Annotated in this window: 12 protein-coding genes and 1 riboswitch; of the genes, 3 read left to right on the forward strand and 9 right to left on the reverse strand. The window is 45.3% G+C overall.

Annotated elements, in window-relative coordinates:
- Positions 1–80: 80 nt before the first annotated feature.
- The 8 genes from mmuM to MHH25_RS26880 form a co-directional block, all read right to left on the reverse strand.
- On the reverse strand, positions 81–1148 hold the full coding sequence (gene mmuM / locus MHH25_RS26845) for a homocysteine S-methyltransferase (RefSeq protein ID WP_340018582.1): 1068 nt from the start codon (positions 1146–1148) through the stop codon (positions 81–83).
- Positions 1126–2538 carry an S-methylmethionine permease gene (gene mmuP / locus MHH25_RS26850; protein WP_340018583.1) on the reverse strand — a complete coding sequence of 471 codons (1413 nt, stop codon included), beginning with the start codon at positions 2536–2538 and terminating at the stop codon, positions 1126–1128. Before mmuP ends, mmuM begins: the two co-directional genes overlap by 23 nt.
- A gap of 92 nt (positions 2539–2630) precedes the next feature.
- Positions 2631–2732: riboswitch (SAM riboswitch) on the reverse strand.
- A gap of 70 nt (positions 2733–2802) precedes the next feature.
- Complete coding sequence (locus MHH25_RS26855; protein ID WP_340018584.1) at positions 2803–4005, reverse strand: Ger(x)C family spore germination protein; 1203 nt, start codon at positions 4003–4005, stop codon at positions 2803–2805.
- On the reverse strand, positions 4002–5102 hold the full coding sequence (locus tag MHH25_RS26860; protein WP_047841650.1) for a spore germination protein: 1101 nt from the start codon (positions 5100–5102) through the stop codon (positions 4002–4004). The genes MHH25_RS26855 and MHH25_RS26860 overlap by 4 nt, the downstream gene beginning before the upstream one ends.
- Before the next feature lie 39 nt (positions 5103–5141).
- On the reverse strand, positions 5142–6854 hold the full coding sequence (locus MHH25_RS26865; protein ID WP_340018585.1) for a spore germination protein: 1713 nt from the start codon (positions 6852–6854) through the stop codon (positions 5142–5144).
- A 148-nt stretch (positions 6855–7002) separates the two neighbouring features.
- Complete coding sequence (locus tag MHH25_RS26870; RefSeq protein ID WP_235200715.1) at positions 7003–7923, reverse strand: PAS domain-containing methyl-accepting chemotaxis protein; 921 nt, start codon at positions 7921–7923, stop codon at positions 7003–7005.
- Positions 7924–8395: 472 nt separating this feature from the next.
- Positions 8396–8920, reverse strand: a complete 525-nt coding sequence (locus tag MHH25_RS26875) for a VOC family protein (RefSeq protein ID WP_340018586.1) — start codon at positions 8918–8920, stop codon at positions 8396–8398.
- A gap of 249 nt (positions 8921–9169) precedes the next feature.
- The gene (locus tag MHH25_RS26880) at positions 9170–9613 is read right to left on the reverse strand and encodes a VOC family protein (RefSeq protein ID WP_340018587.1); all 444 of its coding nucleotides are present in this window, start codon (positions 9611–9613) and stop codon (positions 9170–9172) included.
- Positions 9614–9700: 87 nt separating this feature from the next.
- On the opposite strand from MHH25_RS26880, the gene MHH25_RS26885 reads away from it, so the two are divergent.
- A complete protein-coding gene (locus MHH25_RS26885; protein ID WP_340018588.1) occupies positions 9701–10669 on the forward strand; it encodes a YafY family protein in 969 nt (322 codons plus the stop codon).
- A 64-nt stretch (positions 10670–10733) separates the two neighbouring features.
- Here MHH25_RS26885 and MHH25_RS26890 read toward each other — a convergent pair whose 3' ends face one another.
- Entirely contained in the window at positions 10734–11891 is a 1158-nt protein-coding gene (locus MHH25_RS26890) for an MFS transporter (RefSeq protein WP_340018589.1), read from the reverse strand.
- A 169-nt stretch (positions 11892–12060) separates the two neighbouring features.
- On the opposite strand from MHH25_RS26890, the gene MHH25_RS26895 reads away from it, so the two are divergent.
- Positions 12061–12942 carry a LysR family transcriptional regulator gene (locus MHH25_RS26895; RefSeq protein WP_083677463.1) on the forward strand — a complete coding sequence of 294 codons (882 nt, stop codon included), beginning with the start codon at positions 12061–12063 and terminating at the stop codon, positions 12940–12942.
- 20 nt (positions 12943–12962) lie between these two features.
- The gene (locus MHH25_RS26900) at positions 12963–13637 is read left to right on the forward strand and encodes a hypothetical protein (RefSeq protein WP_340018590.1); all 675 of its coding nucleotides are present in this window, start codon (positions 12963–12965) and stop codon (positions 13635–13637) included.
- Positions 13638–13731: the final 94 nt, after the last annotated feature.

A 13731-nucleotide genomic window follows, 5' to 3' on the forward strand; every position in this document is an offset into this window, starting at 1 on the left:
AATCAGAATGCCTTAACACAATAAAACAAGCCCTTCCATACCTCTATAGGATGTGGAAGGGCTTGTTATCATGATATGAACTAATTCCGCCATTTCTTCGCAAGTGCACCAATCTGATGTGGCGTAGTACGGCAGCAGCCGCCAATAATCTGCGCGCCCGCAGCAACCCACTGCTCCGATGCGTCCCTCATACTACCACAGGTCCCCTGTCCGCTCCACGTCTTCGTTGCTGCATCATACGTCTCTCCCGAGTTCGGATACACAATAACAGGTTTATCGCTGGTACGGCGCAAAATACCCACTGCTTCCGTTACCACTTCCATCGGAGCACAGTTCAGGCCAATCGCCGCAATCTGCGGCTCGGAGCCAAACGTCTGTGCACATACCTCAAGTGGCGTACCCTCGCTGATGCTTGTCCCGTCTTTTAAAGAAAAGGATAGCCAAGCATACGCATGAGGAAACTCCTTCAGTAAATCAACCAGCACTTGTGCTTCCTGCAAGGAAGGAATCGTCTCAAACGCAAGAATATCAGCACCTGCTTCAATTAGCGCCGCCATACGCGGACGGTGAAATGCGACAAGCGTCTCATCCGACACGGCGTAATGTCCCACATACTCTGATCCATCCGCCAGATAGGCGCCGTACGGCCCAACGGACCCGGCAATAATTGGACGTGGACGAAGACAATCTCCTTCGTGATCTACTGTACGTTCTGTTATTTGCTCCTCATTCTCCACCGTCTCGGCACGTACCGAAGGAGCTTCTACAAGCTGACCTGTTGAGCTTTCTCTCCCTACTAAATCACTCTGCACTTCCGCCCATACGGCATCTCTCGCCTGAGCAGCCAACTCCACCGTCTTGCGGATCAGCTCAAGTGCTGCCTGTTCATCGATTCCTCTCTTGCGGAAGCCATCCACCGTCGCCTGATAACTGGATGTAATCGCACAGTCGGCTCCTGCTCGAAAATAATCTGCATGGACCTGAACAATAACATCCGGATTCTCAAGCAACACACGAGCAGACCATAGTGGATCATCGAGATCACATCCATGCTGTTCGAGTTCCGTAGCCAACGCTCCATCCAGAATCATGACTGGATGTTCACGCAGGATCTGTTCTATGGGGTTAGTCTGTTGTGCTTGCGTCATGTACTTTTCCTCTTTTCTTATTCACACGTTCTGTCAGATAATAAGCAGCGTAACATAATGCGATAAACGGAACCCCACAATACAGAGCAATTCGCTGTGTCGGGTCAAAGGCAATACCTATGCATGAAGCCAGACATAATATAAATGAAACAATTGGTACCACCGGATACAGTGGTGTGCGGTAGACCAGATCTTTGACCGCATGTCCTTCCCGGATATATTGTCTGCGGAACATGTATTGGGAAGCGCTGATGCTCATCCATACCGCAACGACAGCCAGACCTGAAATGGAAACCAGCGTAATATACACCGTACCTGGCGCAATAATACTGGACAGCAATGCCAGCGCACCACCCACCATACTAATCAGAAGTGCATTCAGCGGTACTCCGCTTTTGGTCAATTTGGCAAACCACGGAGAGATCGTTCTTTTGTCAGCCAGAGACCAGAGCATCCGTGAAGAAGCATATAGGCCTGAATTGGCAGCAGAGAGAATCGCCGTCAGAATAACAAAGTTCATAATGTCTGCTGCATAGGGTACACCCACCCGCTCCATTACCGCTACAAACGGACTTTCCAGTACACTGGCATCCGACATGGGCAGCAAGGCCGACAAGATAATAATCGTTCCGATGAAGAAAATAACCAAACGCCACAGCGTTGTATGAATAGCCTTTGGTATCGTCTTTTCCGGGTTCTCCGTCTCCCCGGCGGCAATGCCGATTAACTCGGTGCCTGAGAAGGCAAAGTTTACAGCAAGCATGGTCATCAATATCGCTGTAGCTCCATGAGGGAACCACCCGGATGCGGTAATATTCGATAGAAATGGAGCCGGTTCAGAATCCGCCATGGGAATAATACCAAACATGGCTGCGCCACCGATAATAATGAAAATTACGATAGTCACTACTTTTACAGATGAGAACCAGAACTCGGATTCCGCAAATAATTTCACCGTTAAAGCGTTGAATAGAAAGATCATCAGTGCAAAAACCGCGCTCCATATCCATACGTTCACCGATGGGAACCAGCGCTGCATCAGCAATCCGGCGGCTGTGAATTCGGAGCCAAGCGCAACAGTCCAGGTTAACCAGTATAACCAAGCCACCGTGTAGCCTGTTGCCGGTCCAATATACTTGGCTGCATAACTATGAAATGCTCCCGTCTCTGGCATATGAACAGACAGTTCACCAAGACAGAGCATCACCAGATATACAACGATGGCTCCGATCAGGTAGGACAGAATGGTTCCCAGTGGTCCCGCCTGCTGAATGGTGTAACCTGAGCTGAGGAATAATCCCGTTCCAATGACTCCTCCGAGAGAGAGCATGACCACATGCCGTGCCTGCATTTTCCGCTGAAAATGCCCTTTGTCGTTGTTGTTCTCCATACCTGCTGCTCCCCTACTTCTTCATCCAGAAAAAACAAAAAAGACCCACTCTGCCTAAAGAGTGCGCCGTTACTGACAAATAAAAACAAACGCTCCTATCTATCAGGCTTTCACCCGCTGGAATTAGCACAGTATCCTTCAGATCTGTTGCTGAGGTTTCTAAGGGCCAGTCCCTCCACCTCTCTGGATAAGAAAATGATTTTTTACTAATATAGCGATCTATCATGAATGTGTCAACATTTAAATATTAAATGGCACACCTCGCTATTCGGTGGAAGACCCCGGATTCGTGATGGTGGTCTTTACCTCATACGTGATCGGCACGGTGCTAAAAATTTTATCCCAATCGTCTTTGACTTTTTTCCATGTTTTAGGTTCTTTGATACGCAAGCTATCCCGAAAATCCGCAACATCTACTTTATAGGTATGCTGCAGTTTGTATAACAACTGTCGAATCTGTTGTTCGGCAAGTTCAGCAAATTCTTTTTCCAATTCCCTGAGATACGCACCTTTTTCCTCTTCCTCGGGAGCACGCCAATCCTCCATCAACCAGCCTTCGGATTCAGTCTTCACATGGAATGAAATATCATCGCCAACCACTTTTGGAATTATTGTTGTTTTTTTCTTCTTCATTTCATATACAACAGTGAACCCCGCTTTATTGTATGTCTTCAAGATACCTCCTTTTTCTTTAGGTCTGATCCACGATAGCCCTTCTAGATCCGTTTGGCTGAGTTCCCCGATGAATTTGGTCGTTTTCCCATCAAATATACTGGCACCGGAGAATTTGTCCTCTCCATTGGAGTTCAGTACATTCTGGAGCAAAAAGCTGGAACCGGATTGCATTTGTGCATCTAATTTGGAGAGTAGAACGGGGTCCAGGATTTTATTGGACAAGTACGAATTACTGGTAATGCCTGTAAGATAAAAGGCTGGAATCCGGGAAGGATCATCTGAAGTCAGTACATCAACAGCGCGATGATGGCTAATCAGCACCAGACAGTTAGGACGAATATCGTTATCCCGAAGTACAAAATCCAGTAGCTGATCCAGACCATACTTTTTGGCAATATCCTTGGACACAACGATAACCTTCAGATGATGTCCGATGAGCGGATGATCTCGCCTCAGTGCAAACTGACGAAAGATTTGCAGCAAGGAATCTCCAGTAAGCTGTTCATTGGAATAGGACGTTTTACCAGAAGCAGGCGAACCGGATTGTTGGCTCTTTTGGCTGCTAGAATTACCGGGAGCAATCTGTACCGTGGCCGTCAAATTGTTCTGCTTGGAATACGCTCCTCCCTGAGTAGCGATGTCTTTCTCAAATTCTGTCTCTTTACCGATATCGATCCCAAGACCAACGTAGACACTTAGATCCTCTATCTCCCGACTGCTCCAACATCCGGATATCGTTAAGAGAATGCATAATACAGTGGCTAAGCGTAACAACATACGAAATGTAATCATGCATGCTTGCCTCCTTTTTTGCGAATCAGACTTAACAACAGTAGTACCAGAGGTAAAATGCCAAACAAAAATACGGACACATTGCCCAGCATATCTCCTAGTGCAAAAGTATCATCCACTGTTTTGGGTATCATTGCTGTCAGATAAATGAACGGAAGCAGGCCGTACATGATGCCTTTGATTTTTTTGGAACGAAACAAATCACGAATACCCACTGAAGCGCAGTAATGTGTAATTGCTGTAGTTGAAAAGATTTGCATAATCCAGATGACCAGCAATAAGGATTCAAAACGCTCGAATATCAGACCCTGAATTTCGAAGCTTCTTACCAAATCCAGCGTTGGCCAGGTTCGAGTTTTGATGCCATCGAGCGATAAACTGCCTATAACCATCACCACCGTGATCAAGTAGATAATAGTGGATATGAGTATCCCCCAGGTCATCGCTTTATTGCTCTTCTTCGGATTTTTCATATAGGCAGTCATGATTAACATCACCTCATAGCCTGTATAAGATAATAGTGAAGGCTTCAACCCTTGGAAAACCGGCATGACCCCATCACCGAGTACGGGTCTCAGATTGCCAATTTCGAATAGCTGATTACTAAGCAAAATTTCAATCACAAATATAATAATCGTAATTGGAAGGATGATCTCAAACACGCGTACGATAACGCCAAGCCCGCCTGAAATCATATATACACCGATCCACATGAAGACCATCACAATCGCCCAGGTGGGGGTGCGTTCGAGCAGATACATCCCAGTTACTTCAGCCATAACTCTGATTTCGAATGCGGCAATAACTATGAAATACATAATCATAGACAATCCCAGTATGTAAGCAATCCAGCTGCCCGTAATCTCACGGGTGAACTGGAAGACGGTTTTCTCCGGAAATCTGCGACACAGGGTAACCAGAATTATTCCGACACCTATGATAATGAATCCAGATAGGATAATGGAAATCCAGACATCCGGTGTTCCGACAGCTTTGCTGGTCGTTCGAGGTAGTGTCAATATCCCGGCACCAAGCATGTAATTGACAATAATTACAACGGCCTGTGTCGTGGTTAGCTTTCCTTGGGAGCCATTCACTTTAGTTCACCTCCAGACCTTCAGTAGATAGAATTCCATTTATTTTTTCCGATCATCATCGATCGGATTAGTCATCTTGGGACGCATTCTCATCATATTTAACGGAGCACGGATAACGAAGTCTTTCCATTCATTGATGTGATAAGGAACGGCTGGTGCAACATAAGGTACGCCAAAGCTTGAGAGTCGTGCCAGATGTGTACACACAAGCAGAAAGAACATAACCACGCCAAACAATCCGAGTACGGCTGCGCTGAACATAGCGGCAAATCGTAGAATCCTTAGCGTTAATCCCGCACTATAGACCGGAATCGTAAAGGAAGATATGGCTGTTACCGCAACGACAATGACCAGAAATTGGCTTATTATTCCCGCTTGCACCGCTGCTTGGCCAATAATCAGACCTCCAACGATACCCATCGCTGGCGCAATCGGTTTGGGCAAGCGTATCCCGGCCTCCCTCAAGATTTCAATTGAAAGCTCCATGATGAGTACCTCAATAATTGAGGGGAATGGCACTCCGGTACGCGTTTCAATAATCGTCAATACCAGCTTGGTTGGAATAAGACCCGGATGGAACGAGATAAACGAGATATAGAGCGCAGGAGCAAGCAATGCCAGCATCGCGGCCATAAAACGCAGCACTCGCAAAAATGTTCCAGGAATCCAGCGTTCATAATAGTCCTCTGGAGACTGAAGCAACATGCTAAAGGTCACCGGTACAATTAATACAAATGGCGTTCCATCCAACAAAATTGCCACTCGGCCTTCCAGAAGGGCACCCATCACCCGGTCAGGTCTTTCCGTATTCAGTACCTGCTGAAAAGGACTCAGCGTATTATCTTCGATGAGTTGTTCCACATAACCTGATTCCAACATCGAATCCATATCCATCTCTTCAATTCGTTTGCATACTTCAGCAACGAGATTTGGATCGGCAATATCCTGAATATAAGCTATCGCCAAATCTTTTTTGATCCGTGAACCCACTTCATATTTCTTAATAAACAGGCTCTGATCACTTCCATAACGACGTAAAATGCCTGTATTATCGCTTAATTGCTCTGTAAAACCAATACGAGGCCCACGAAGCAGTCCCTCTGACAAGGGTTCATTCATACCTCTTGTTTTGATCTTATGAGCTCCAATTAATAAAGCACCTGGCAAACCATCAACCAGCAGTGCATTTTTCCCAAACAACACACCAACTGCAAGTTCTTGGAGGGACTTCGTCTCTTCAACCAGACTGACAGGAAGTAATTGATCTTGCAGATATGCCGACAGTAAGTGTGCGTTGTCTGGATGGAGAAAACCCTCCTGCTTAAGTAGAGGAACACCTTCGAACATCAACGGTGTAATCAAGTGATCATCAACTAAGTCCTGATCTACCAGGCCTTCGGTATAGATGACCGCAGCCCGTGTATTCGTTCCCTTAATAATAAATTCTCGAATATGCACGTCTGCATTGAGTCCAAAGCTTTCTTTCACACTCGTCAGATTTATGCTGTACTTTTCGGTTAATTTAATATTGGCATAGTGGCCTGTTTCGGTCCCTTCACCCTGCCCTTTGGCTGCTGGCGAGATATCCTTCGAGGATATGGACGATGGCTTCGAACGAGAGAAGCTTCCGCGCTTAATGGCAGCATTGATCCAGCGCATGCTCAATGTAATACCAATTGGAATGATGAAGACCAAGAATGCCTGAATCCATATGGACCAATCCGGCACGTAGGATACAATTGTTGACCACATGTTCCCACCCCAACATTTCTCTGCATGACATAGCTGCAGGTATTCCCAAGTATTGTGTCCCCGTTTGATCACAATAATTCCCGATTTTTTGAGTACTGAACGACAAAAAAACGGTTCCTGTGAAAGGAACCGCTATTACTATATATTGTTATACGATTCTGGTCACATGCTCCGCTTTGGCATCCAACAAGTGAGCTGAAGCAGCAATTGCTGTAAAATCATTCAATGCAATCTCAATCTGCTTCTGGCTCTGCTCCACATATTCTTCTACTTTTTTGGTGCCACCTGTGATATTACCAATCTCCTTCGTTATTCCAGTCACGCTATCACGAATCTCATTAATCGAACTCTCCACCATTGCGGATAGTTTCTTAACTTCCTTGGCCACGATATCGAATCCTCGTCCGTATTCTCCTGCATGTGCAGCCTCAATGGCAGCATTCAACGCGAGCAGTTGCGTCTGAGACGAAATCTCGCGTATCGTTCGTACCACGCCCTGAATCGATCCGGCCTGTTCCTGCAAATGAGTCAACGTTGCACGGTTAGAAGTCGACACCTCAGAGATATAGGAGATACTGGACATCAATTCCTGACTGCGTTCAATACCTACATCTGCCTGCCCATTCAGTTCATGAGACATTGTTTTCAGCTCATTCACTACGACCGAAATGTTGTTCTGACGGTTGGTAATGTTGGTGGCGATTTTGGAGACACCCAGTATCTTCTGATTTGTCTCATCGTACACCGGCATATATGTCGCCTCAAGCCATACGGAATTCCCCTTTGCATCCTTGCGTTCAACCTTGTCCTGGAAGCTGACACCATTAAATATGCTATTCCAAAAAGCATCATATTCCGGAGTATTTGCAAATTGACCGAAGCACAGTTGCTGATGCTTCATGCCGTACATCTCATCTACCGTATATCCCATCGTCTGGGCAAAGACTTCATTCACGTAGGTTACCCGGCGATCCAGATCGAATCGAATGATAGCAAGACTTTTCTCCATCGCCTTGATGACCATTGCATCGGTGACAACATCTTTCTTTTCCATATCTAATATAGACACTTGATAACCCCCACAGTTCATTCCATAATAGACAGCCTTTAACTAGCAAAAAACAATCATAACAACATATGTATCCATCAGGTTCTAGATGGCTCTACTATGGATACCCGATTTGCAGCATTTTGGATCACCTGTTGTTATTTATTTTTATTGCAACCCTGTGAAGTCAAAATATATAGTTGTTCCTTCGTTTCAATGCTTCTTCAATATCCTGGATAAAAGGGTTCCATCAACATACTTTCGGAGCATATTCATCGTCCAGAAAAGAGACGTTATAACTTATCTTATCCGTAAAATATCTCTGTATCTACTAGTACGTATCGTAACATAAGGCAAAGAGGTATACACTTCTGTATTTGTAACGTATTTGTAACATAATTTCTGTTTTTTAATAACCGTTTAACCCCTATATACAAGAAAAACAGAACGATTTGTCGTGCATCGTCCTGTTTCTTATCCAGTCTCATCTTTATTATTTTTTTCGTGGTGTCCAGCGCTTCGTTTCACTGTGATTCGGATACTGAATGCCCGCAGGATAGGAGATCAGCTCGATCAGCATCCCCCAAGGTGCTCTTCCATACACAAACTGATTGCCTTCCCCACCTTCAATATGACCGGTCAACGCCCCAGGCTCTGTTAGCAACACCCCGCCCGCTTCCTCGAAGTGTAGTGCAGCTTCTTGCATATCGTCCACATACAACGCCATATGTTGCAATCCGTAATCTGATGCCCTAACTGGCTCCGATTGCGCTGTATTCGCGTACTGAAATAACTCTATACTGGCGCTCTCCCCGAGCGATAACATCCGAATATGAATAACCTTTGCTCCTGAACGCAGTCCTAATTTAAGCTCTGCCTCGGGTCCTTCCTGTGGGGGATCATCCGGCGTTATATGGTCATAGGCAAGTTGAGCTCCAAACGCCTGTTGTAGAAATAGTGTCGCCTGCTCCATATCCGGTACAGTTATTCCAATATGGTCGAGTCCTCTCGTAATCATGTTATCCCTTCTTTCCTTTATCCATTGAACTTGCTTGTACACAGCGACATCCGTACCTCTATGATTTACACGAAAAGAGGTCCGCTATAACCATTCAGCTGTCTCACTTATCTGATGGTTGTGCGAACGACCTTGTATAAAAACCGAAAAAAGAAGAGAGCATGATATCCATGGCTCTTCTTTTTTTGATGTTTTTAAGTTAGTTACAGGTTTACATAACGAGTGCTTAACCGGGGGCCTGAACTCATTTTAAAAATCATGCACAGTGACACACAGCTGAATCGCAATGCCAAATGGGTCCCTTACAATACCGTATCCTGGGCTGAATTCATTTTGTTCATACGGTACCAGTACCTTCACACCCTCATGTTGCATCAGAGAATGATACAGTTGATCGATGGTATCTTTATCCTTGGATTGAATACATAGTGACGTGCTGTTCCCCAGCTGCCATGCTCTCTCCGTGTCCATTGCTTCTTCCGCAATCATGACTTTGTTAACCCCAATCTCCAGCACCGAATGTGTAATATACTCATCTTGACCAGCAGGGTACTCGAAACCTGGGTTCATTTCCTTCATCTCTTTATAACTTTTCTTGAATATCACCTTGGCGCCCAGAAACTCTTCATAAAAAGCAATGGCTACTGCCGCATCCCCGTTCATCGACAAAAATGGTATCACTTCAAAATTCATTATATTGCCTCCTTGTTCCTATTGGATTACACTTATCACTATAACAACGAAAGGTGCCAACACATGGCACCATTAAGAGGGTTTGATATGAAAAAATCAGAACGTATGAACCAGATGCTGCGCTTCATTAATCAAAAACAACAGTTCACCCTGCAAGATCTCATGCAGGAGTTCCAGATCTCCAAACGAACCGCGTTAAGAGATATCACTTCATTGGAAGAGTTAGGTGCGCCCATCTATGTCGAATATGGACGCTACGGCGGATATCGACTGCTGCAACAGATGCAGCTGCCTCCCATTTCGTTTAATACGGGGGAGCTTCATGCCCTTTATTTTGCGATGCAGGCTCTCCGCAGCTTCTCCAGCTTACCCTTTCAAGTCTCTTTCCGGACCATTCATGAGAAATTTATGAGCGCGTTATCCGACAAGCAACGACAGGATATTGAGAACATCCAACACCGGGTTTACTTCCAACATACGGAGCAGATCCGCGACAGTGCACATTTGGAGTTTCTGTTGATGGCTGCTGTTCAGAATATAGTGATCCAGATTACGTACGCTAATCAGCGTAGATCCTCTGATCAAAGGCCATCTTCTGCACACACCAATATCCGCACCATTCAACCCATCGCGCTCTATGCCAGGAAAGGTTATTGGTATTGCCAGGCCTATGATCTGCATAAACAAGCGTATCGTGTATTTCGCTGCGACCGCATCATTTCAGCCGAAACAACGGAGATTGAACCTTTAACTCATGTAAAGGAACTCTATTCACAGGATGCCCAATCTCTATGGAAACCATCGGAACAAGCAATTCCATTCAAATGCCTGATTGATGAAGCCGGGATGGAGCTATTCCAGCAAGAACATTTCCCATCTATGCAGATCAGCGAGAAGAGGGGACACATGTATCTTGTCGGTTCGTATGAACCTCACGAGCTTGATTTCATAGTGAGATATCTTGCGGGCTATGGTAAATCGATTAAGATTATGGAGCCCGTCATCTTACAGAAAGCATTAAGGCAGTACTACCTGGACTTATTGGATCATGTATAAAGATCATCATATTTCTATATCCATTTTACTTTACATGCCTTTTAGCTCTGCTCCTGGCTAACTTTTAAACTTTTTTATTGCCAATAGCCAATTGAACGATAATCTGCAACACGATGATGATAGCCAAACCATAAAATGCTTGCACGAAGCTGCCTGTTAGATCGCGGAGCCAACCAATCGCCAGCGGCCCAAGTGCTCCAAGAATGTAGCCACCAGATTGAGTCATAGCGGACCAGCTACTCGCTTCCTGAGCATTGTTTGTCTCATCAATCGGCAACATAAGTGCAATCGGGAACAGTCCACCTGCACCAATACCGAGCGGAATCGCCGCGAGCCACGGACTGACAGAGAGATTCAGCATCAGGACACCTATTAACTCCAACATCGCACATCCAACAAGCCAGAAGACACGTCTTTGGTACCGATGTACAAGCATGGGAATGAATAACGTTGAGGGCAGTGATATCAATGTAAATAACGTTTGGATGTTGCCAGCAGTCTCTTGGCTATATCCATGGCTCTGAATGGCTGGCGCAAGCCAGGCGGTTAATGAATAGAAGATCGCGGCCATCAGTCCAAAGAACAGTGTCAGCACCCATGCACGCCTGTTCTTCACCGGAAGTGGTGCATGGACTACAGCCGAAGTTTGTCCGGATTGCCGCTCTGTACGCGCAGACCAAGCTAATTTTAACCAGATCGGCAATGCAATGGCTGCGAGTAATGCCCATGTAGCCAAAGAACCTCTCCAAGATCCACCCAGCGTATGCTGGAGCGGAACCGATAACCCCACACTAATGCTGGCCCCCATCACCATTGCTGTAGAGTAGATGCCGACCATGGCTGCCACTCGGTTAGGGAAATACTGCTTAATGAAGCTTGACAACAGTGGCCCTGCCAATGCAATCCCTACACCAGACAGAAAAGAAGTGAACATCATCAACGGAGTTGCGCCTACGAACAATCGTAATCCCGTACCTATCCCAATAAGGATTAAAGCCAGTACAATGGCTCCTTCGTTCCCCCACCTTCTACTTAGTCTTACAGAGAATGGAGCGAATATACCCATACATAATACCGGTAGTGTAGTTAACAGACTGGCGGTCATGCCGCTCAAACCCAGATCATTCTGTATGGTACTCATCAGAGGAGAAATGGAAGTAATCGGTGGTCTTAAGTTCAGTGAAGCCAGAATAAGCGCCAATACAATATAAAAAAGTTTCATTATGAATCACCTCATGGGAGTAGTCTCGTTGCCTTCACCAAAGATCCTATTCTTTAATGACAAGATCTTCGGGTGGTGCACGAATTAAGTATAGGATCATTATAATGATTGAACAATACTATTGTTTCTATTAAAATGATTACTAAAACCAATGATTAGAGGTGAATTCATGGAGATTCGTCAAATGGAAAACTTTATTACGGTGTGCGAGGAGCTTCATTTTACACGGGCAGCGGAGAAACTTGGCATATCTCAACCTACGTTGAGTCAACAAATACGTGGGTTGGAAGATGAACTTGGTGTTCCTTTGTTTGACCGTGTCGGCAAAAAGATTGTGATGACCCAGGCAGGCACTCTGTTTCTGGAGCACTGTGTACAGATGATCCGGCATTTACAGAATACCCAGGATGCGCTAGCTGAATTTCGGAATGATCAGCGGGGACGATTGGTTATTGGTGTTCTTCCGTCGGATTTGGATTACCGTATCACTCCATTGCTCGTTGATTTTCATGCCCGATTCCCCAAGGTACAATTGAAGGTTATCTCTTCGATCTATGTCGTAAATCAAGTGTTGGAAAATGAAGTCGACATCGGCATCGAGATCACGTCTGCCCCGGATAGGCGGCTTGTACGCATTCCTTTGTGCAGTGAAGAATATGTACTCGTCGTTTCCGAGAATCATGATTGGGCTGAACGAAGCACAATTGAAATTCAGGAGTTACGTGATATCCAAACGGTGATGTTCCCCGAAGGATTCACAGGCAGAGAATTGGTTGACGGCTATTGCCGTAAATATGGATTTAGCCTAAATACCATCATGGAGACCAGTTCAGCAACCTCCATCATTAGCCTGGTCAAAGCCAACGTTGGAGGAACACTGCTGCCTTATCCTCTGATCCAAGCCATGAATGAACCTACGCTACGTTGCATCCGAATTACAGACGATCCGCCATACCGGCACTTTGAGATCATCCATCGGTCCGACCGTTATCTGACGAAATCGGCCAAGGCATTTATTGAGAAAACAATCGAGTATTTCAATCAAAGGTGAGATTAAAGGAGGATAATGAAATGATAATAAGAGAAGTTGGTTTGTTGACACATCAGGTCGAGGCCATAAAAGAGTTTTACGGTACACTACTGGAATTGGATCTTGTGGAGGATAATGCAACATGCGTTTCATTCCGTGCGGGGAACTCAGTCCTCTCTTTCAAGAAGGCGCCAGAACAAGAGAAGCCTTGCTATCATGTAGCATTTACGATTCCAACGAATAAACTTGCTGATGCAAAAAGATGGGCTCAAGACCGTAACATTTCATTGCTATCCAAAGATGGACAAGATGAATTTTATTTCCCCTACTGGGATGCAACAGCCTTCTATTTCTATGATCCAAGCGGCAACTTGATGGAATTTATCACTCACCATTCACTCGATAATGCAGTTGATGAAGCTTTCGAAGCGAAGCATCTGTTATGTATTAGTGAAATCGGTCTGCCTGTCGATGATGTTCCTGAGACAATGAACACATTGAATGAGCATTATCAACTTGAACCATTTGCCGGAGACGGAAAACAATTCTCCCCCACGGGTGATGCAGAAGGCATGTTTATTGTCATTGATAAACAGAAGCCATGGTTCCCAGACGGACGTATGCCTGGTGTATTTGTTACAGAGGTGAAGGTGGAAACTGGGCAGCCCGGTAATCTGCGTATACAGGACGGCCTATACTCCATTGTATCTAATTAAAGGAGAACAACTAAAAAAGCCGAATGAACTCAGGAATATGATCCTGACTTCACTCGGCTTCTATGACTTGACTTTAAACTCGTCTGCAACAATT

The organism is Paenibacillus sp. FSL H3-0457 (genome assembly GCF_037981725.1).
GTDB classification, from domain to species: Bacteria; Bacillota; Bacilli; order Paenibacillales; family Paenibacillaceae; genus Paenibacillus; species Paenibacillus amylolyticus.

Excerpts from the sequence above, each read along its gene's own strand:
- MHH25_RS26885 (WP_340018588.1), top strand. The coding sequence starts at position 9,701 with ATGAAAAAATCAGAACGTATGAACCAGATGCTGCGCTTCATTAATCAA.
- mmuM (WP_340018582.1), bottom strand. The coding sequence starts at position 1,148 with ATGACGCAAGCACAACAGACTAACCCCATAGAACAGATCCTGCGTGAA.
- mmuP (WP_340018583.1), bottom strand. The coding sequence starts at position 2,538 with ATGGAGAACAACAACGACAAAGGGCATTTTCAGCGGAAAATGCAGGCA.
- MHH25_RS26900 (WP_340018590.1), top strand. The coding sequence starts at position 12,963 with ATGATAATAAGAGAAGTTGGTTTGTTGACACATCAGGTCGAGGCCATA.
- MHH25_RS26890 (WP_340018589.1), bottom strand. The coding sequence starts at position 11,891 with ATGAAACTTTTTTATATTGTATTGGCGCTTATTCTGGCTTCACTGAAC.
- MHH25_RS26880 (WP_340018587.1), bottom strand. The coding sequence starts at position 9,613 with ATGAATTTTGAAGTGATACCATTTTTGTCGATGAACGGGGATGCGGCA.
- MHH25_RS26855 (WP_340018584.1), bottom strand. The coding sequence starts at position 4,005 with ATGATTACATTTCGTATGTTGTTACGCTTAGCCACTGTATTATGCATT.
- MHH25_RS26875 (WP_340018586.1), bottom strand. The coding sequence starts at position 8,920 with ATGATTACGAGAGGACTCGACCATATTGGAATAACTGTACCGGATATG.
- MHH25_RS26865 (WP_340018585.1), bottom strand. The coding sequence starts at position 6,854 with ATGTGGTCAACAATTGTATCCTACGTGCCGGATTGGTCCATATGGATT.
- MHH25_RS26895 (WP_083677463.1), top strand. The coding sequence starts at position 12,061 with ATGGAGATTCGTCAAATGGAAAACTTTATTACGGTGTGCGAGGAGCTT.